We start from the raw sequence: 18,310 nt of genomic DNA on the forward strand, positions 1-18,310 counted from the left end.
GGACATATTCGATTTTGTCCGGCAATTAAATGTGTTGGCATGCAAACTGCTAGTAGAGACACAGACGATATCCCAGGTAGCCGGTCTAATATTAAGAAGAGGGAATGATGGATACGAGATGGGTCGAAGACTTTCTGTGTTTGGCGGAGCTGCGCAGTTTCAAGCGTTCCGCTTTTGCGCGTCATGCCAGCCAGGCGGCATTCAGCCGCCGTATCCAGTCTCTCGAGTCGTGGGTGGGCGCCGAGCTGGTGGACCGCAGTTCCGTGCCGCTCAGCCTGACGCCGGCTGGCCATACTTTCCGTTGTGTTGCCGTCAATATTGTCCGCCAAGTTGATTTGGCAAGAAGTCTTGTTCAAACCCATGGCGAAGCGATAAAGCATATCGCATAAAACGCCAGAATTAATTTAGCAGTCAATTCAGTCCAGGCCCAAAACGGTGCCTGTGGATTATTACGCCCTGCAATAACCGCCACCCCTGGTTTATTGCCGGAATGGATAAGTGCATGCGTATTGCCGGTCAAATAAACAATTTGATTCGAATTTCAACAAAACCCTTGAATGTTTTATATCGGATCGGTTTTTACATGAATGACCGGGTTCCGCATAACTAGAAAAAAGGACGTAAAAATGAATCGAATTACCATTGCCGCCGCCATTTCCATTTCCGGCCTGTGCGCGGGGAGCGCCTGGGCCCAATCCAACGTGACCGTGTACGGCGTGGCCGATGCCGCCCTGGTGCGCGAATCGGGTGGTGCGGCCGGCAGCGTGACCAATATCGGTCCGGGTGTGGCGTCCGGCTCGCGCCTGGGTTTCAAGGGCAAGGAAGACCTGGGCGGCGGCCTGGCCGCCATCTTCCAGGTTGAAAACGGCTTGAATATCGACAATGGCACGGCGGCGCAGGGCGGCTTGCTGTTTGGCCGCCAGGCGTATGTCGGCCTGGCCAGCGCGGCCGGCACGGTCACGCTGGGCCGCCAGTATTCGCCGTATTACAAGGCGTTGCGCGACGTGGCCGATCCCTTCTGCATTGGCATGGCCGGCAATGCGGGCAACATCATGGTGACCAATACCCGGGTCGACAACATGGTGCAGTACGCCACGCCGCAATGGAAGGGCTTGACGGCGGAAGTGGCGGTTGGCATGGGGGAAGCCGCCGGCAACAGCGAAAAGAACCGCGCCTACAGCACGGCGGTGTATTACGTGCAGGGCGGCCTGTCGGTGGCGGCGGCCTGGTTCCAGCGCCATAACGCGCTGGCCACCGACCAGACCCGCAATGCGCTGGTGACGGCGCGCTACCGTCTCGGCGCGGTCGATGTGGCCCTGGGCTATGCGGACAACCGTGGCCTGGCCGGCGCGCGCAGCGACGACACCATCGTCGGCGTGATCGTGCCGCTGGGTGCGCACAAGCTGTATGCGTCGTACATCCGCCATGACGACCAGACCGCGGCCGCCCGCAACGCCAACCAGTGGGCGGTGGGCTACACCTACTCGCTGTCCAAGCGCACCGACCTGTATGCCGCGTATGGGCATATCACCAACAGCAATGGCGCCACGTTCAAGGTCGGCAACGCCACCGAGACCGGCAGCGGCAACGCCGCCACCAACCTCGGCATCCGCCACATTTTCTGAGCCTGATCCGTTTCCTTACGTTTCCTTCACCCCGGGATGGGCGGCCGCCCATCCTGCCGGTACGCAGTGCCGGATTTTTATGGAGTCTGTCTGATGAAATCGTCGAACTATATCGCCGCACTGTTTTCCCTCGGTATGTTGTCCGCCGCCACGCTGGCGCAAGCCCAGGACGACGGCGGCACGCTGGCCAAGATCAAAAAGAGCGGCACCATTACGCTGGGTGTGCGTGACGGCTCGGTGCCGTTTTCCTACCTGGACGACAAGCAGCAATACCAGGGCTACTCGATCGAACTGTGCATGAAGGTGGTGACGGCGCTGCAAAAGCAGCTGGGCCTGACCGAGCTGAAAGTGGCCATGAATCCAGTCACGTCGGCCAACCGCATCCCGCTGATGGCCAACGGCACCATCGACCTCGAATGCGGCTCCACCACCAACAACCTGGAGCGCCAGCAGCAGGTGGCCTTTGCGCCCACCATGTTCGTGGTGGCCAACCGCCTGATGGCGAAAAAATCCGCCAACATCCACACGCTGGCCGACATGAAGGGCAAGACGCTGGTGGCCACCGCCGGCACCTCCACCCTGAAGCAGATGACGATCCTGAACAAGGAACAAAACCTGGGCATGAACATCATCATCGGCAAGGACCATCCCGAGTCGTTCCTGATGGTGGAAACCGGCCGCGCCGTGGCCGAAGCGAATGACGACATCCTGCTGGCGGCGCAGCGCGCCAACTCGAAAACGCCTGGCGAGTACGAGATCACCACCGAGGCGCTGTCGGTGGAACCCTACGGCATCATGCTGCGCAAGGGCGATCCCGCCTTCAAGAAGGTGGTGGATGAAGCGCTGGTGCGCGTCTACAAATCGGGCGACGACATGCAGCGCCTGTACCACAAATGGTTCATGTCGCCGATTCCGCCCAAGGGCATCAACATGCGCTTCCCGATGCCGCCGCAACTGGAGCAGGTGCTGGCCAAGCCGACCGATTCGGGCGACCCGGCCGATTACGCCGCCGTGCCGGAAGCGCAAAAGGCCGCCACCAGGAAGAAATAAGGCGCCGCCAGGTTCAACTTCTCGATAACAAGGATAACCATGAATTACCACTGGAATTGGCGCATCTTCTGGGAAGCCGCGCCCGACGGGACCGGTACCTACCTCGACACGCTGTGCTCCGGCCTGCTGTGGACCCTGGCCACGGCATTGACGGCCTGGATCATGGCGCTGGCGCTGGGCCTGGCCGTCGGCACGGTGCGTACTTTGCCCAACAAGTGGCTGGCGGGGCTGGCCAACGCGTATGTGGAATTGTTCCGCAACGTTCCGCTGCTGGTGCAAATGTTCCTGTGGTTCTTCGTGGCCCCGGAAGTATTGCCGCAGGCGGCCGGCGACTGGATCAAGGCGCTGCCGAACGCGTCGTTCGTCACGGCCGTGCTGTGCCTGGGCTTTTTCACGTCGTCGCGGGTGGCGGTGCAGGTCTCGACCGGCATTGCCGCCTTGCCGCGCGGGCAAAAGATGGCGGGCACCGCGCTGGGATTGACCCTGGCGCAGACCTACCGCCACGTGCTGCTGCCGATGGCGGCGCGCGTGATCCTGCCGCCATTGACCAGCGAATTCCTCAACATCATCAAGAACAGTTCGGTGGCGCTGACCATCGGCGTGGTGGAGTTGACGGCCAGCGCGCGCGCCATCCAGGAATTTTCATTCCAGGTGTTTGAAGCATTCACTGCCGCCACCCTGATCTACGTGGTGGTCAATATCGGCGTGGTGTACCTGATGCACCGCCTGGAAAAGAAAGTCGCGATTCCAGGCTTTATCGTGGCTGGCGCCGCCTCGGGAGGACACTGACATGCTGGGCAATTTCGATTTCGAAGTCATCGGCCGTTCGTGGGGCTACCTGTTCCAGACCGGCATGCTGTTCACCTTGAAGCTGACGGTGCTGGCCATGGCGGGCGGCATCGTGGTGGGCACGCTGCTGGCGCTGATGCGGCTGTCCGGCAACCGGGCCGTGTCGCTGTTCGCCACCGGCTACGTCAACCTGGTGCGCTCGATACCACTGGTGCTGGTGATTTTCTGGTTTTATTTCCTGGTGCCGTATATCGCGGCCTGGGTCATCGGTTCGCCGACGCCGGTGCAGGTGGGCGCATTTTCCTCCGCGCTGATCACCTTCATCATGTTTGAAGCGGCGTACTACTGCGAGATCATGCGCAGCGGCATCCAGTCGATTCCGCGCGGCCAGGTCTGGGCCGGCCGCGCGCTGGGCATGAATTACTGGCAGACCATGGCCCACGTGGTGCTGCCCCAGGCGTTCCGCAACATGATCCCGGTGCTGCTGACGCAAACCATCGTGCTGTTCCAGGACGTGTCGCTGGTGTACGTGCTGTCGATCCCCGACTTCGTCGGCGCCGCCGGCAAGGTGGCCCAGCGCGACGGCCGCTTGGTGGAAATGTATACCTTTGTCGCCGTGGTGTATTTCGCCCTGTGCTACGGCTTGTCGTTACTGGTGCGCCGCCTGCAGCAGCGCGTCGCCATCATCCGTTAATCGTCCATCTGCCGAAAGTGGAGAGAGCAATGATCAAAATTGAAAACATCAACAAATGGTATGGCCACTTCCAGGTGCTGACCGATTGCAGCACGCATGTCCGCAAGGGCGACGTGATGGTGATCTGCGGCCCGTCCGGATCGGGCAAGTCGACCCTGATCAAGACCGTCAACGGGCTCGAACCCGTGCAAGATGGCAGCATCGTGGTCGACAACGAGGCGGTCACCGATCCGAAAACCAACCTGTCCCGGTTGCGCGCGCGCATCGGCATGGTGTTCCAGAACTTCGAACTGTTCCCGCACCTGACGATCCGGGAAAACCTCACCATTGCGCAAGTCAAGGTGTTGAAGCGCAGTCTGGACGAGGCCAATGCCAAGGGCTTGAAATACCTGGACCGGGTCGGCCTGCTGGCGCACCAGGACAAGTTCCCCGGCCAGCTGTCGGGCGGCCAGCAGCAGCGCGTGGCGATTGCCAGGGCCTTGTCGATGGATCCGATCGCCATGCTGTTCGACGAGCCGACGTCGGCGCTGGACCCGGAAATGATCAACGAGGTGCTGGACGTAATGGTGGGGCTGGCGCAGGAAGGCATGACCATGATGGTGGTCACGCACGAAATGGGCTTTGCCCGGCGCGTGGCCAACCGCATCGTGTTCATGGACAAGGGAATGGTGATCGAGGATTGCAGCAAGGACGATTTCTTCGGCACCACGCGCTCGCCGCGCGCGGCCGATTTCCTGGCCAAGATCATTCACTGACGGGGCAGGGGCGCTACCGGTCCGGGCAACTGGCGCTGTTGTCGCGCTCTTCCACGTCGGTCACGATGCCTCGGTCCACGGTGAAGGTCAGCGCCGTTTCAGCCACGGCGCCTTGCTCCATCGTAAAGCAAATGATGCGGCCCCGGCCCGCGTGCAACTCGCCGCTGAGCCACGTGGCCACCAGCGGCGACTTCACGCCTTCATAAATTTCGCCCAGCGGCATGTTGGTTCCGCAATCGCTGAAGTGGGTCAGGTACACCGTGCTGTCGATGATGGCCCATCGTGCGACCGGTCCGCCCGGCGCGGAACAGTAATTGCGGGATTGCAGCGTGGTGAGCCGGTCGGACGGCGGTACCGGCATGCGGGGCTGGCTCCGCATGGCCACCACGCTTTGCTGCCCTTCGTAAGCCAGCAGGTCGCGCTGCTGCAAGCTGGCCGATGCGGTCCCGGCCCACAGCAGCAGGGCGGTTAGGGCGGGGCGGTTCATGCCAGTTGCTGTTCCAGGGTTTTGGTATAGGGTGTGTCGACGTCGCCCGTATGCTTGGTGGTGACGGTCTCGATCAGCATGATCCAGCATTCGTCATCGGCCACCGGCTTATGCCGCGTGGCGCGCGGCACCACGTGCAGCGAGCCTTGATTCAGTTGCACCACCTTGCCGCCCTCGTAGTGCATGGCCAGGCTGCCACGCACGATGAAGAACAGCTCGTCTTCGTGCTCGTGGCTGTGCCAGGTGAATTCGCCTTGCACCTTGGCCAGTTTGACGTACTGGTCATTCACTTGCGCCACGACTTTGGGCGACCAGTGGTCGGTGATGGTGGCGAAGGCGGCTTCGAGGTTGACGGATTCGGCGAACGGATTCATGTGTTGGGGCTCCTGGGTAAAGCATTAATGTAGCGCTTGTTGGCAGGCGACGATTGTCTGCGTTTGCGGTGTTCGAATCCATGCGGTGACAATCCGCGCATTTTCAGCGCCTGGCAAACGTTATAGTTACAGTTTTTTGCCTCAAAGCATGTCCAAGCACGAAACCCATTCGACTTTTCCCAATGCGCTGGAAGCCTGCTTCGTGGTGTTCGGCCTGTTCATGCTGGAATACTTTGTCGGGGCAGGTTTGTTCGACCTGCGGAAAACACTCGACGCCACGCCGGAGCAACTGGACGCCATGGTGACGGTGCTCGGCAACGGGCTGGCGTTCACGCTAATCATGCAGTTCAAGCAATTGGACTATGCGTCGCTGTTCCATGCGTCGCGCTCGTCCACCAAGGCCACCTTCTTCGTGCTGCTGGCGCCGCTGGTGATGATTACGCCGTTACTGGTGTTTACCACCTCCGGCATCGTCAATGCCGTTGCCGAGCATTTCCCCCTTTCCCAGCAACAGGAAGCGATGTTTGCGCGCCTGGGCGGCCACAATCTTCCGATGCTGATGTGCGTTTGCGTGCTGGCGCCGTTGTTCGAGGAAATGCTGTTTCGGGGTGTCATTCTGCGCAGCTTTCTGCTGCAGTATCCGCGCTGGGCTGCGATCTGGGGATCGGCTGCGCTGTTTGGCCTGGCGCATATGAACCTGTACCAGTTCATTGGCGCCACGTTGTTTGGCGGTGTGGCGGGCTGGCTGTATGAGCGTACGCGGTCGTTGATTCCTGGGATCGTGCTGCATGCATTGAACAACACGTTTGTCACCTTTTTCATTGATGACAGTCTTGGCACGGGAAGCATGGGTAGCCTGGTGCTGATGCTGATCGCCTACATCGCCAGCGGCGCGATTGGCGCAGGGCTGCTGTATTCGATGTTGCGGCACCGTCATCCTGGACGGGATTGATGTCCAGTGGCTTACCCATGCACTGTCCGCTGAAAAATGCGCCGGTCTTCCTGCTGGTGCTAGGAGCGCTGCTGCACGGTCGTAGTAGCGCACAGGATGCGCCCGAGCCTTGTGGCGACTATTTTGCCAATCGGTACCATACCGGTGTGGCCAAGGTCATCGACAGTGCCGTGGCGCAGCCGGCCCGGCTTCAGTTAACCACCTTTCCGTCATTTGAACCCGAATCAGGATTGAAACTGGTGGGGGCTGAGATCTATTTCGTGGCATTCCAGTCATCTTTCTGGGGCGATGCATATCACTGCAACCGCCAAGGTGAGTGCCGTATGGATTTTACCAAGCCGAGGATACGGACCAGGGTCCGCCATGCGCCCCTCAGTGCCGCGGTCGCCAGTCGTGTTGAGCAGGTCTATGCCAACGCCATGGCGAAGGCAAAGGAGTCCCATCAGATGGGGCTGGATGGGGTCACCTATGCCTTCTCGATGCCGGATGGGGCTTGCGGCAGGACCTGGTCGCCCCCGCCGCAGTCCCCGAACGGCCGTTTAATTCAATTAATGCAGCGGCTTGAAAAGCATGCAACCTTCTCGGAACCTGCCGATTTGCAGCGCAGTGAAAAGGCACTGGTGCGGCTGCTCCAATCGATAGAGCGTGATTAGCCGCACATCGGAAGCGCCGTTAAGCTGCCCGTAACGCCATCATCGCCCCGCGCACCCACTCCAGCATCGCCGCGTCGATCCACCCCGGATCCGTCAACCCCGGCTCTTTGGCCAACGCTTCCCGGATCTTCGCCTGCGTGGCCGGGTTGTCGCCCGCGAACGAACGGAACAACTCAAACCACTGCCGCGCCAGTTCCTGACCCTGCGGCGAATCCGGCGCATGGCCTTCATCGATGGCGGTGCGCACCCGCGCAATTAGCGGCGGCCATTCCTGTGCGCGCTTGCCGATGTTGGCCCGTACGAACGCGTATTCGTCGTCATCGAGGTAGCGGCGGTAAATCGCCAGTTTGCTTTCATGCGACGCGTCGATGATGAATTGCAGAATGTCGGCTGTGACGCCGGACTGTTCCCGCACTTCCGGGTTGTGTTCATGCAGCGTGTTGAGGCGGGCAAACAGGACCGGGTTGCCGCCCGTGTCGTGCACGCTTTTCGCCATCCATTGGCGCGCCAGGATTTGCGCGTCCGGGTCTTGCGGCGTGGCGCCCCGGTCCATCAGCGCGCGCACGGAAGCCACCAGCGCCTTCCATTCAGGCACGGCAATCACGGCATTGGTGTACAGCGGCAGTTGTTGCAGTTCTTCCGGGGTGAAGTATTTGTCGTACATGCTCATATTCTCCAAAGTGGTCAGCCAGTCGGCCAGGCTTGGCTCCTGCCCCGAGGCCAGCGCGCCATGCAGCCGCCGCAAGCGGTCGCGCAACGCGCCGGCCTGCTCGATTTCGCGCGTCAGCATGGTAATTTGCTGCGCCACCACCGATTGCAGGGACAGGTCCGGCCTGGACAGATAGGTTCCGACATCGGCCAGCGGCAGGCCAAAGCTGCGCAGCGCCTGGATCTGGTGCAGCCGGGCGACATCCGCATCGTTGTACAGCCGGTAACCGGCATCGGAGCGCGCCGAAGGCGTCAGCAAACCAATCGCGTCATAGTGGTGCAGCGCGCGCACGGTCAAGCCGGTACGGCGAGCCAGTTCCCCAATTTTCAACGCCATTGGTTTTCCTTGTTCTTCAAACGTGTGACCATCGTGGAGCCTGACGTTGCGTCAGGGTCAAGCGATTAAAACATCAATGCCTTTGGTTTCCACCAGTTGCAGCAGTTTGGCTGCCGCGCCGCTGGGATGCTTGTTGGCGGCGGGGGACTCCCATTTTTGGACAGTGGAAACGCTGACGTTGAGGAAGGAGGCGAAGACGGCCTGGCTCATCTTGGCAATGCGAGTGCGTACAGCGATGACACGCTCTGCGGGATACTCCGGGGGCGCAGCGCACAAAGTGCGCACCTTGGCCAGATCGGACTTGGATACGACCTGATACGAACTCAAGTCTTCCGCAGTTTCCAGCAGCTCGCGCAACATGCGAAGGTCTTCACTATTTTTACGCGTCATTGCAAATCTCCTTCAATTGGCCGATGTCGGCCAGTTCTTGCAGCTTGTCCAAACTTTGCCGTTGTAGACTGATGGCGATCGCGTTTGCAGCCTCAACCACGGTATCTGAAAAGTCCGAGCCAGCACCGCTCTTTTCCCTGCCTATCAGGAAAATGATGGCGTGCGGATGGCGTTTGGCAACCAGCGTTCGCGTTGAACCTCGCTTGCCTTGGCCGGGCAGGGCGATGCGCTTTTTGCAAAGCCCCTGGCCCAGGTCTGCTTCAAACACGCCACATTCGATTTCCCGGGCAGCATGGAAAAGAGAAGCATCGCTAATCAATTTTCGTGCCCAGCGCTCAAAAGTCTTGGTTTTGAAAACCCTTTTGTGCATGATAAAGTCTCCCAAAAACTATAGCATAAAATGCTATAGTTAAGGGATTGGATCAGATGGGCCAGAACTAGTTCACTGCTTGCGAAACAAAATTTCTGTCTGGTTGTCATTCGTACTCGTGATCGGTCGAACGCCAGACGACCTCGCCGGTTTCAACGCAAACAACACAAACTTCCTGTTTGGCTGGGTCTTCCACGCCTTCAATGGCTGTGGCCACGGCGGTTGATCGGTCTTCATAATGCTGCGTAAATGCCGTGGCCGGCAGCCAATCGCTTTCCAGCGGGAATACAGATTCAATTCGAAAGTGCATGGCAATCTCCCTCATACGTTATCCACCTTCATTGGGTTAGCACCGCTTGGAGTGCGGTATGCAATAAAAGTTCAATCCTGCTGTCTGTTCCCCGCCGCACCCAGTGCGCCCCCGCACAATATCCCCGCAGCAAGCGAGCTGTTGGGGTTAGAATCGATTCCCATGAAGATCCGTGTCGCTACCTACAACATCCACAAGGGCATGTCGTACCGCAGCCATCCGCGGGTGCATGCGCTCAAGCAAGCCATCGGCCAGTTCGACGCCGATGTGGTGTTCTTGCAGGAAGTGCAGGGCAAGCATGACCGGATTGCCGAAAAATTCGGCTGTGAAACCAATGGCCACCGGCATTGGCCGACCACGGCCCAGCACGAATTCTTTGCCGGCGACGACCGCCATTCGGTCTATGGCATGAATGCGGTGTACGACCACGGCCACCACGGCAACGCGCTGCTCAGCAATTTCCCCATCGCGCATTGGACCAATACGGATATTTCCGACCACAAGTACGAAGCGCGCGGCATCCTGCATTGCATTATCGAAACGCCGGACCAGCCCGTGCATTGCTATGTCGTGCACCTGGGCCTGTTTGAAGGCAGCCGCACGCGGCAGACGCAGTCGCTGATCGATGCGGTGCGCGAAACCGCCCCCGATGACGAACCCGTCATCATTGCCGGCGACTTCAACGACTGGCGCAATACCCTCAGCGATACCTTGCGCGAGGCGCTGGGCGTGGTGGAAGTCTTCGATGAAATCGGTTCCCATCCTTCATTAGGCGACCTGGTGCGCACCATGGCGCGCCGCCAGGCCGCCGTCCGTCCCGCGCGCACGTTCCCGGCAGCCTTGCCTTTCTTCCGGTTGGACCGCATCTATGTCCGAGGCTTCCAGGTGGAGACCGCGCAAGTCTTGCACGGCGCCGCATGGGCTAAACTGTCGGACCATTCGCCGATCGTGGCGACTCTCCAACTCACTTGAAGGACCATGCGGTCGGTCAACTTTATCGCTGATAACGAAGTCAGGCTCTTGCACTGCGGCACGGATTACTTCCCGGCATTACGGGAAGCGATCGATGCTGCCCAGTACGAGGTGTATTTCGAAACCTACATTTTTGCAGGGGACGAGACCGGGCAATCCGTGCTGGCTGCGTTGAAACTTGCCGCTGCGCGCGGCGTGGTGGTGCGCGTCATTACCGATTGGTATGGCACTGGCCACGGCCAGGTGTCGCGCATGGATGCGCAATTGCGCGAAGCGGGCGTGGAACACCGGATTTTCAATCCGTGGTTCAAGCGCGGCTTTACCCGCACGCACCGCAAGATTTGCGTGGTGGACCGCGAAATCGCGTTTGTCGGCGGCATCAACATCAACGACGACATGTTTTGCGACTACGACCACAGCATCGGCCTGTCGGCGCCGCGCTGGGATTTTGCCGTGGCGGTGCAGGGGCCGCTGGTGGCGGCGATCCACAAGGAAGCGCAGACACAATGGCGCCGGCTCGGCAGGATGAGCATCATCAAGCGTATCGGCCTGCTCAATGAAATGCGCAAGGTGAACAAGATTGCCCGCGAAAGCTCGGTGCAGGCGGGCTTTGTCGTGCGCGACAACTGGCGCAACCGCGCCACCATCCAGAAAGCGTATTTGCAGGCGCTGGGCCGGGCCCGCAAGAGCGTGCTGATTGCCAACCCGTATTTTGCCCCGGGCCGTAAATTCCGCCGCGCGCTGGCCACGGCGGCGCAGCGCGGCGTGGACGTGGTGCTGTTGATCGGCGTCGGCGAAATCTGGCTGCAGGACGCCGTGGCCCACTCGTTTTATCCGAAATTGCTGGCGGCCGGCGTCAAGGTGGTCGAGTACCACAAGACCCAGTTGCACGCGAAAGTTGCCGTCATTGACGATGACTGGGCCACGGTCGGCTCCAGCAACGTCGATGGCCTGAGCCTGTTTTTAAACCAGGAAGCCAACGTCGTCATCAAGGATGCGGCGTTTTCGCAAAGCCTGCGGCGCCATATCGAAGAAGCGATTGCCGATGGCGTGGTCATCCACGAGCACGAATATGCGCATGTGGGCCGCTTCCGCCGCATTGGCTATGAAATCGCGTTCTTCGTGTACAAGTTGCTAATGCGAATTTTTGCTGCAGAGAAATATGCTTAAAGAAAACGTCCGTATCGATAAATGGCTGTGGGCCGCGCGCTTCTTTAAAACCCGTTCGCTGGCCATCGACGCCATCGAAGCCGGCCGCGTGAAGGTCGGGGGCGAGCGCATCAAGCCGGCCCGCATCGTGCACCTCGGTGATAAGTTGTCAATCGACAACGGCTCCGATAAATGGGATGTGCTGGTACTGGGCATTTCCGACCAGCGCCAGGGCGCGCCCATCGCGCGCCTGCTGTATGAGGAAAGCGAAGACAGCATTGCCCGCCGCGCGACGGAGCAGGAACGCCGCAAGCTGTTCCAGGATCCGGGCGCCGACTATAAGGGCCGTCCGACCAAGCGCGACCGTCGTGTGCGGGGCGGCCTGTTCGACGAGTGATGTGTCCACTACGTGTGTCACCTGCGCAACAGGCATTTCGTCACATCCCCCCGGTGCTAGTATGGACGCAGCCGCTCCAGCGAGAGGACGGCGCCAACTACGGACACCAGGGAGATGACGATGAAGCAATGGCTGAAAGCGGTCTTGATGAGTTTGGTAATGCTGGCGCTGCAAGCGCCGGCGCAAGCCCAGGAAAAGCGCACACCGGAAGAAGCGGTGGCGATGGTGAAAAAGGCGGTCGCGTACTACAAGGAAGTGGGACGGGAAAAAGCGCTGGCCGAATACAACAACCCGAAAGGCAAGTTTGTCGACGGCGAACTGTACATCTTTTCCTATGACATGAAGGGCGTCAACCTGGCCAGTCCCAATCCCAAGATCGTCGGCCGCAACATGATTGACGTGAAAGACGTCAATGGCAAACCCACCGTGAAAAGCTATCTGGAAGTGGCCAATACCAAGGGCCAGGGCTGGGTGGATTTTGTCTGGCCGCACCCGATTACGGGCGCCTTGCAGCAGAAAACCGCCTACATCGAAAAAGTCGACGACATTCTCGTCGCATGCGGTATATACAAGTAACACTTTCTCCGTAGCCCGGCGGCCCCGCGCCGCCGGCGCCACAAAACCGGGCGCGGCGTCCTGCTGCGACGCACCAATAGAGAGCGGTCTCTAACAATCTCCTTTGACTTTTATCATCTGGTGGATAATAGTACGAGCGTTCGCAATTCTTTTCACACGAAGGAAATCCAAGTGATGGAAAATAAGATTTTTCTGACTTGGTGAAAACTTTGAGTGGCAACTATTAATACTTCGATCAAATTTATGCGCAAGGGTGAATTAACTCGCGCAGCCATCCTGGACACGGCGCTGGAACTGGCCAGCCGGGATGGTCTGGAAGGCCTCACGATTGGCTTGCTCGCGGACAAGATGAACATGAGCAAGTCAGGGGTGTTTGCGCACTTCGGTTCGCGTGAAGACTTGCAGCTGGAAGTCTTGAAACTGTATCACCACCGTTTCGAGCAGGAAGTGTTCTTCCCCAGCATCAAGGAAGCGCGCGGTTTGCCCCGCTTGCGTGCGATGTTTGCGCGCTGGATCTCCCGCGTCAGCGAAGAGATCGCATCGGGCTGCATCTACATCAGCGGCGCCGTCGAATATGACGACCGTCCCGGACCGATCCGGGAAGAGCTGGTGGCGATGGTGTCGGCCTGGCAGGGTGCGCTGCTGCGTTGCGTGAAACAGGCGGTGGAAACCGGTGACCTGAAACAGGAAACCGATCCGCATCAGCTGGTGTACGAGATGTACGGCCTGATCCTGGCGGTCCATCACGATGCACGGTTGCTGCGTACCCCTGGTGCGGTGGAGCGCGCAAAAGTGGGCTTTGAACGTTTGATCGAGAATTACCGGAATCCGTAGCCGCCAGCGTAGTACAGGCGGCTGCACGGCGGCTGTGGGCGAACCGCAGTCAGCTTTCACTTACATTGTTATTTAGCCGTCAGGAGAAAATCATGGGTCAATACGTCGCACCAATCCGGGATATGCAGTTCGTGCTGCACGAGTTCTTGAAGGTTGAAGAGCAACTGAAAGAACTGCCAGCCCACGCTGAAACCGATGCCGACATCATCAACCAGGTGCTGGAAGAAGGCGGCAAGTTCACCTCTGAAGTGCTGTTCCCGCTGAACCACTCGGGCGACCGCGAAGGCTGCACGCACGACGCCGCAGCCAAGACCGTGACCACTCCAAAAGGCTTTAAAGAAGCCTACAAGCAATACGTTGAAGGCGGCTGGGCCGCACTGGCCTGCGATCCGGAATACGGCGGCCAGGGCTTGCCACTGGTGCTGAACAACTCGTTCTACGAAATGCTGAACTCGGCCAACCAGGCATGGACCATGTATCCAGGCCTGTCGCACGGCGCGTACGAGTGCCTGAAAGAACACGGCACCGACGAACAAAAACGCCTGTACCTGCCGAAACTGGTGTCCGGCGAATGGACCGGCACCATGTGCCTGACCGAGCCGCACTGCGGCACCGACCTGGGCATGCTGCGCTCGAAAGCCATCCCGAACGCGGATGGTTCGTGGGACATCACCGGCGCCAAGATTTTCATCTCGGCCGGCGAACACGACATGTCGGAAAACATCCTGCACCTGGTGCTGGCCCGCGTGCCGGACGCACCGGAAGGCTCGAAAGGCATTTCGCTGTTCCTGGTGCCGAAATTCCTGCCAACCGCCGACGGCAAGATCGGTGAGCGCAACCCGATCTTCTGCGGCGCGATCGAAGAAAAAATGGGCATCCACGGCAACTCGACCTGCCAGATGAACCTGGACTCTGCCCGCGGCTGGATCATCGGCCAGCCAAACAAAGGCTTGAACGCCATGTTCGTGTTCATGAACGCGGCCCGCCTGGGCGTGGGCATGCAGTCGCTGGGCCTGACCGAAGTGGCGTATCAAAACGCCCTGGTGTACGCCAAGGACCGCCTGCAAATGCGTTCGCTGTCCGGCGTGAAAAATCCGGACGGTCCTGCCGACCCGATCATCGTGCACCCGGACGTGCGCCGCATGCTGCTGACCGCCAAAGCCTACGCCGAAGGCGGCCGCGCTTTCACTTCGTACGTGGCGCTGCAGATCGACAAGGAACTGCACCACCCTGACGAAGAAGTACGCAAGGAAGCCGCCGACGAAGTCGCGCTGCTGACCCCGATCATCAAGGCCTTCATCACCGACAACGGCTGGATCGCCACCTCGGAAGCCATGCAAGTGTACGGCGGCCACGGCTACATCTCCGAGTGGGGCATGGAGCAATACGTGCGCGACGCCCGTATCAACCTGATCTACGAAGGCACCAACACCGTGCAGGCGCTGGACCTGCTGGGCCGTAAGATCTTGATGGACAACGGCGCCAAGCTGCGCAAGTTCGGCGAGAAAGTGCGCGCCTTCGTGGAAGAAAACGGCACCGACGAAGCCATGTCCGAATTCGTGACCCCGCTGGGCGAGCTGGGCGAAAAAGTCGGCAAGCTGACCATGGAAATCGGCATGAAAGCCTTCCAAAACCAGGACGAAGTGGGCGCGGCCGCCGTGCCATACCTGCGCGTCGTGGGCCACCTGGTGTACAGCTACTTCTTCGCGCAAATGGCGAAGATCGCCCTGGCAAAACAAGACTCCGGCGACAACTTCTACAAAGCCAAGCTGGCCACGGCGCGCTTCTACTTCGGCCGCCTGTATCCTGAAACCGCAACCCAGATCCGCCTGGCACGCTCCGGCGCCGCCAACCTGATGTCCCTGGAAGCCGACCTGTTCTAAGAATGATTGGCGCCTGATGCCGCTGGTGTCGGGCGCCGCAAATTACCAAGGAAAAACATGAGCAACTTCAACGTGAAAAAAGTAGCCGTGCTGGGCGCCGGCGTGATGGGTGCGCAGATTGCCGCCCACTGCGTCAACGCCAAAGTACCGGTGGTTCTGTTCGACCTGCCAGGCAAGGAAGGCACGCCGAAGAACGGCATCGTGCTGCGCGCGATTGAAAACCTGAAAAAACTGTCGCCGGCACCATTCGGCGACAAGGCCGACGCGGAACTGATCCAGGTCGCCAACTACGAAGACAACCTGGAACTGCTGGCCGGCTGCGACATCATCATCGAAGCCATCGCCGAGCGCATGGACTGGAAACACGACCTGTACAAGAAGGTCGCGCCGCACATTGCACCAAACGCGATCTTCGCGTCGAACACCTCGGGCCTGTCGATCAACAAGCTGGCCGAAGGTTTTTCCGATGAACTGAAAGCGCGCTTCTGCGGCGTGCACTTCTTCAACCCACCGCGCTACATGCACCTGGTGGAACTGATCCCGACCACTTCCACCAAACCGGAAATCCTGGATCAGCTGGAAACCTTCATGACCTCGACCCTGGGCAAGGGTGTGGTTCGTGCCAAAGATACGCCAAACTTCATCGCCAACCGCGTCGGCGTGTTTGGCATCCTGGCGATCATCCACGAAGCCGAACAATTCGGCCTGTCGGTGGACGTGGTCGACGACCTGACCGGCGCCAAGCTGGGCCGCGCCAAGTCCGGCACCTTCCGTACCGCCGACGTGGTGGGTCTGGACACCATGGGTCACGTGATCAAGACCATGGAAGACAACCTGCCGAACGACCCGTTCTTCGCCATCTACAAGACGCCGGCAGTGCTGTCGGGCCTGGTGGCCAAGGGCGCGCTGGGCCAGAAATCCGGCGCCGGCTTCTACAAGAAAGTTGGCAAGGACATCCTGCGCCTGGACGCCGCCACCGGTGAATACGTGGCCGGCGGCAAAAAAGCCGACGACATCATTGCCCGCATCCTGAAAGAAAAGGATCCGGTCAAGAAGATGAAAGCGCTGCGCGAATCGACCAACCCGCAAGGCCAGTTCCTGTGGGCGATCTTCCGCGACGCCTTCCACTACATCGCGATCCACCTGGAATCGATCGCCGACAACGCGCGCGACATCGACTTCGCGATGCGCTGGGGCTTCGGCTGGAACGTCGGTCCATTCGAAACGTGGCAAGCCTCCGGCTGGAGCCAGGTGGCGCAGTGGGTCAAGGAAGACATCGAAGCGGGCAAGGCGCTGTGCAATGCACCGCTGCCGGCATGGGTGTTCGAAGGCCAGGTGGGCGAGAAGGGCGTGCATACCGCGGAAGGTTCGTACTCCCCGGCCACCAACTCGTTCGCACCGCGCTCGTCGCTGTCCGTCTACGAGCGCCAGCAATTCCGCGCACCGGTGTTCGGCGCCACCACGGCTGATCCGAAAACCGCTGGTACCACCGTCTTCGAAGACGACTCCGTCCGCCTGTGGCATTCCGGCGACGACGTCCTGGTGGTCTCGCTGAAAACCAAGATGCACGTGATTGGCCCGGGCGTGGTCGCCGGCCTGAAGCTGGCCCTGGCGGAGGCCGAGAAAAACTTCAAGGGCGTGGTGATCTGGAATACCGACGCGGCCGAAGGCGGCGCCTTCTCCGCCGGTGCGGACCTGCAATCGGCCCTGCCAGCGTTCATGCAAGGCGGCGCCAAGGCAGTCGACCCGATCATCAAGGAACTGCAAGACACCTTCCAGGCCATGAAGTACTCCAACGTGCCGGTGGTGGCAGCGGTGGCGGGCCTGGCGCTGGGCGGCGGCTGCGAAATGATGCTGCACGCTTCCAAGCGCGTGGCGTCGATCGAGTCGTACATCGGCCTGGTGGAAGTGGGCGTGGGCCTGATCCCTGCCGGCGGCGGCCTGAAAGAAGCGGCTGTCCGTGCCGCGACCCAGGCCAAAGGTAACGACATCCTGCAATTCCTGAAAACCGGCTTCACCAACGCGGCCACCGCGAACGTGTCGAAATCGGCCCTGGAAGCGAAGGCCATGGGTTACCTGAAAGAAGACGATGTGATCGTGTTCAACCCATACGAACTGCTGCACGTGGCGAAAGTCACCGCGCGTTCGATGTTCGATGCCGGCTACCGCGCACCGATCCAGCGTCCTGTGACCGTGACCGGCCGTTATGGCTGGGGCACCATCAAGGGCCAGCTGGTCAACATGCGCGATGGCGGCTTCATTTCCGCCCACGACTTCAAGCTGGGCGACATGATCGCGCAGATCGTGTCGGGCGGCGACATCGACCAGGGCAGTGTGGTGAGCGAACAGTGGCTGCTGGATATGGAACGCAAAGCCTTCCTGGAATTGCTGAACCATCCAAAAACCCAGGAACGCATCATGGGCATGCTGCAAACCGGCAAGCCGGTGCGCAACTAATCGAAACCCGGCAACCGACTAATGTCCTTCTTGTCATTGGCCTTCAAGGTCTTGTTGAAAGTGAAACCGAGCATGGTGTACGAACGTATCAAGCAGCAAATGATGGAAACCCTGCCGCTGGTGCGCACGCTTGGCATCCGTATCGACAGTATCGGCCCCGGCACCGCAGAGGTGTCGATGCCGGACGATGGCAAGCTGCACAACCACTTGGGCACGCCGCACGCCGGCGCGCTGTTCACCTTGGCGGAAACCGCATCCGGCGCGGCCATGGCGGGTGGTTTTGCGGAGCTGATCATGGGCCTGCGCCCGGTGGCCAAGGAATCCCGTATCCAGTACCAGAAAGTGGCCAAGGGCGCGACGCGCGCATCAAGCCGCGTGCCGGGCGACCTGGCCGCGCTGAAGGCGCAGCTGGCCGCTGACGGCAAGATCGCCTTCCCGGTCGAAGTCGATATCTTCGACGAGCACGGCACGCTGGCGGCACAGGTACAAGTGGACTGGTATCTCTCGGCAAAGCGCTGAATTAGTCGGTTAATGATCGATCACAAAAT

General features: G+C 60.1%; 22 protein-coding genes. 16 read left to right on the forward strand and 6 right to left on the reverse strand.

Going from position 1 to position 18,310, the window contains the following annotated elements; genetic code table 11:
* The first annotated feature begins 104 nt into the window (after window positions 1-104).
* The 6 genes from AC1RRC_RS23985 to AC1RRC_RS24010 all read left to right on the forward strand — a co-directional run bounded on the left by AC1RRC_RS23985 (window position 105) and on the right by AC1RRC_RS24010 (window position 4,913).
* Window positions 105-389: a LysR family transcriptional regulator gene (locus AC1RRC_RS23985; protein ID WP_493058059.1), complete on the forward strand. Its 285-nt coding sequence runs from the start codon at window positions 105-107 to the stop codon at window positions 387-389.
* 237 nt (window positions 390-626) lie between these two features.
* A complete protein-coding gene (locus AC1RRC_RS23990; protein ID WP_493058060.1) occupies window positions 627-1,625 on the forward strand; it encodes a porin in 999 nt (332 codons plus the stop codon).
* Between the two features lie 93 nt (window positions 1,626-1,718).
* The gene (locus AC1RRC_RS23995) at window positions 1,719-2,675 is read left to right on the forward strand and encodes an amino acid ABC transporter substrate-binding protein (RefSeq protein ID WP_493058061.1); all 957 of its coding nucleotides are present in this window, start codon (window positions 1,719-1,721) and stop codon (window positions 2,673-2,675) included.
* Between the two features lie 39 nt (window positions 2,676-2,714).
* Window positions 2,715-3,464, forward strand: a complete 750-nt coding sequence (locus AC1RRC_RS24000; protein ID WP_493058062.1) for an amino acid ABC transporter permease — start codon at window positions 2,715-2,717, stop codon at window positions 3,462-3,464.
* Window position 3,465: 1 nt separating this feature from the next.
* Complete coding sequence (locus AC1RRC_RS24005) at window positions 3,466-4,158, forward strand: amino acid ABC transporter permease (protein ID WP_493058063.1); 693 nt, start codon at window positions 3,466-3,468, stop codon at window positions 4,156-4,158.
* Window positions 4,159-4,187: 29 nt separating this feature from the next.
* Window positions 4,188-4,913 carry an amino acid ABC transporter ATP-binding protein gene (locus AC1RRC_RS24010; RefSeq protein ID WP_493058064.1) on the forward strand — a complete coding sequence of 242 codons (726 nt, stop codon included), beginning with the start codon at window positions 4,188-4,190 and terminating at the stop codon, window positions 4,911-4,913.
* Window positions 4,914-4,926: 13 nt separating this feature from the next.
* Here the strand turns inward: AC1RRC_RS24010 and AC1RRC_RS24015 are convergent, their stop codons facing one another.
* Window positions 4,927-5,400 carry a hypothetical protein gene (locus tag AC1RRC_RS24015; RefSeq protein ID WP_493058065.1) on the reverse strand — a complete coding sequence of 158 codons (474 nt, stop codon included), beginning with the start codon at window positions 5,398-5,400 and terminating at the stop codon, window positions 4,927-4,929.
* Window positions 5,397-5,774 (reverse strand): cupin domain-containing protein, encoded by a 378-nt coding sequence (locus tag AC1RRC_RS24020; protein WP_493058066.1) that lies wholly within the window; start codon window positions 5,772-5,774, stop codon window positions 5,397-5,399. The genes AC1RRC_RS24015 and AC1RRC_RS24020 overlap by 4 nt, the downstream gene beginning before the upstream one ends.
* A gap of 148 nt (window positions 5,775-5,922) precedes the next feature.
* Here AC1RRC_RS24020 and AC1RRC_RS24025 point away from each other — a divergent pair, with 148 nt between their 5' ends.
* Together AC1RRC_RS24025 and AC1RRC_RS24030 are read left to right on the forward strand one after the other, a co-directional pair.
* Window positions 5,923-6,726: a CPBP family intramembrane glutamic endopeptidase gene (locus AC1RRC_RS24025; RefSeq protein ID WP_493058067.1), complete on the forward strand. Its 804-nt coding sequence runs from the start codon at window positions 5,923-5,925 to the stop codon at window positions 6,724-6,726.
* A 17-nt stretch (window positions 6,727-6,743) separates the two neighbouring features.
* Window positions 6,744-7,379 carry a hypothetical protein gene (locus AC1RRC_RS24030; protein WP_493058068.1) on the forward strand — a complete coding sequence of 212 codons (636 nt, stop codon included), beginning with the start codon at window positions 6,744-6,746 and terminating at the stop codon, window positions 7,377-7,379.
* Window positions 7,380-7,398: 19 nt separating this feature from the next.
* On the opposite strand, the gene AC1RRC_RS24035 is transcribed toward AC1RRC_RS24030, so the two are convergent.
* The 4 genes from AC1RRC_RS24035 to AC1RRC_RS24050 form a co-directional block, all read right to left on the reverse strand.
* Window positions 7,399-8,424 carry a MerR family transcriptional regulator gene (locus AC1RRC_RS24035; RefSeq protein WP_493058069.1) on the reverse strand — a complete coding sequence of 342 codons (1,026 nt, stop codon included), beginning with the start codon at window positions 8,422-8,424 and terminating at the stop codon, window positions 7,399-7,401.
* A gap of 57 nt (window positions 8,425-8,481) precedes the next feature.
* Window positions 8,482-8,814: a helix-turn-helix domain-containing protein gene (locus AC1RRC_RS24040; protein WP_493058070.1), complete on the reverse strand. Its 333-nt coding sequence runs from the start codon at window positions 8,812-8,814 to the stop codon at window positions 8,482-8,484.
* Window positions 8,804-9,184 carry a type II toxin-antitoxin system RelE/ParE family toxin gene (locus AC1RRC_RS24045; RefSeq protein WP_493058071.1) on the reverse strand — a complete coding sequence of 127 codons (381 nt, stop codon included), beginning with the start codon at window positions 9,182-9,184 and terminating at the stop codon, window positions 8,804-8,806. Before AC1RRC_RS24045 ends, AC1RRC_RS24040 begins: the two co-directional genes overlap by 11 nt.
* Before the next feature lie 106 nt (window positions 9,185-9,290).
* Window positions 9,291-9,509, reverse strand: a complete 219-nt coding sequence (locus AC1RRC_RS24050; RefSeq protein ID WP_493058072.1) for a hypothetical protein — start codon at window positions 9,507-9,509, stop codon at window positions 9,291-9,293.
* A gap of 147 nt (window positions 9,510-9,656) precedes the next feature.
* On the opposite strand from AC1RRC_RS24050, the gene AC1RRC_RS24055 reads away from it, so the two are divergent.
* The 8 genes from AC1RRC_RS24055 (at window position 9,657) to AC1RRC_RS24090 (ending at window position 18,281) form a co-directional block, all read left to right on the forward strand.
* Window positions 9,657-10,466 carry an endonuclease/exonuclease/phosphatase family protein gene (locus tag AC1RRC_RS24055; RefSeq protein ID WP_493058073.1) on the forward strand — a complete coding sequence of 270 codons (810 nt, stop codon included), beginning with the start codon at window positions 9,657-9,659 and terminating at the stop codon, window positions 10,464-10,466.
* Between the two features lie 6 nt (window positions 10,467-10,472).
* A complete protein-coding gene (gene clsB, locus AC1RRC_RS24060; RefSeq protein WP_493058074.1) occupies window positions 10,473-11,636 on the forward strand; it encodes a cardiolipin synthase ClsB in 1,164 nt (387 codons plus the stop codon).
* Window positions 11,629-12,012, forward strand: coding sequence for an RNA-binding S4 domain-containing protein (locus tag AC1RRC_RS24065; RefSeq protein WP_493058075.1), 384 nt, complete (start codon window positions 11,629-11,631; stop codon window positions 12,010-12,012). Before clsB ends, AC1RRC_RS24065 begins: the two co-directional genes overlap by 8 nt.
* 120 nt (window positions 12,013-12,132) lie before the next feature.
* Window positions 12,133-12,588 carry a cache domain-containing protein gene (locus AC1RRC_RS24070; RefSeq protein WP_493058076.1) on the forward strand — a complete coding sequence of 152 codons (456 nt, stop codon included), beginning with the start codon at window positions 12,133-12,135 and terminating at the stop codon, window positions 12,586-12,588.
* Window positions 12,589-12,831: 243 nt separating this feature from the next.
* Entirely contained in the window at window positions 12,832-13,422 is a 591-nt protein-coding gene (locus AC1RRC_RS24075; protein ID WP_493058300.1) for a TetR/AcrR family transcriptional regulator, read from the forward strand.
* Window positions 13,423-13,514: 92 nt separating this feature from the next.
* A complete protein-coding gene (locus AC1RRC_RS24080) occupies window positions 13,515-15,305 on the forward strand; it encodes an acyl-CoA dehydrogenase C-terminal domain-containing protein (RefSeq protein WP_493058077.1) in 1,791 nt (596 codons plus the stop codon).
* A 57-nt stretch (window positions 15,306-15,362) separates the two neighbouring features.
* Window positions 15,363-17,762, forward strand: a complete 2,400-nt coding sequence (locus tag AC1RRC_RS24085; RefSeq protein WP_493058078.1) for a 3-hydroxyacyl-CoA dehydrogenase/enoyl-CoA hydratase family protein — start codon at window positions 15,363-15,365, stop codon at window positions 17,760-17,762.
* 21 nt (window positions 17,763-17,783) lie between these two features.
* Entirely contained in the window at window positions 17,784-18,281 is a 498-nt protein-coding gene (locus tag AC1RRC_RS24090; RefSeq protein ID WP_493058079.1) for a YiiD C-terminal domain-containing protein, read from the forward strand.
* The last annotated feature ends 29 nt before the right edge of the window (window positions 18,282-18,310 follow it).

It is taken from the genome of Pseudoduganella sp. GW821-FHT12E03 (genome assembly GCF_058807115.1).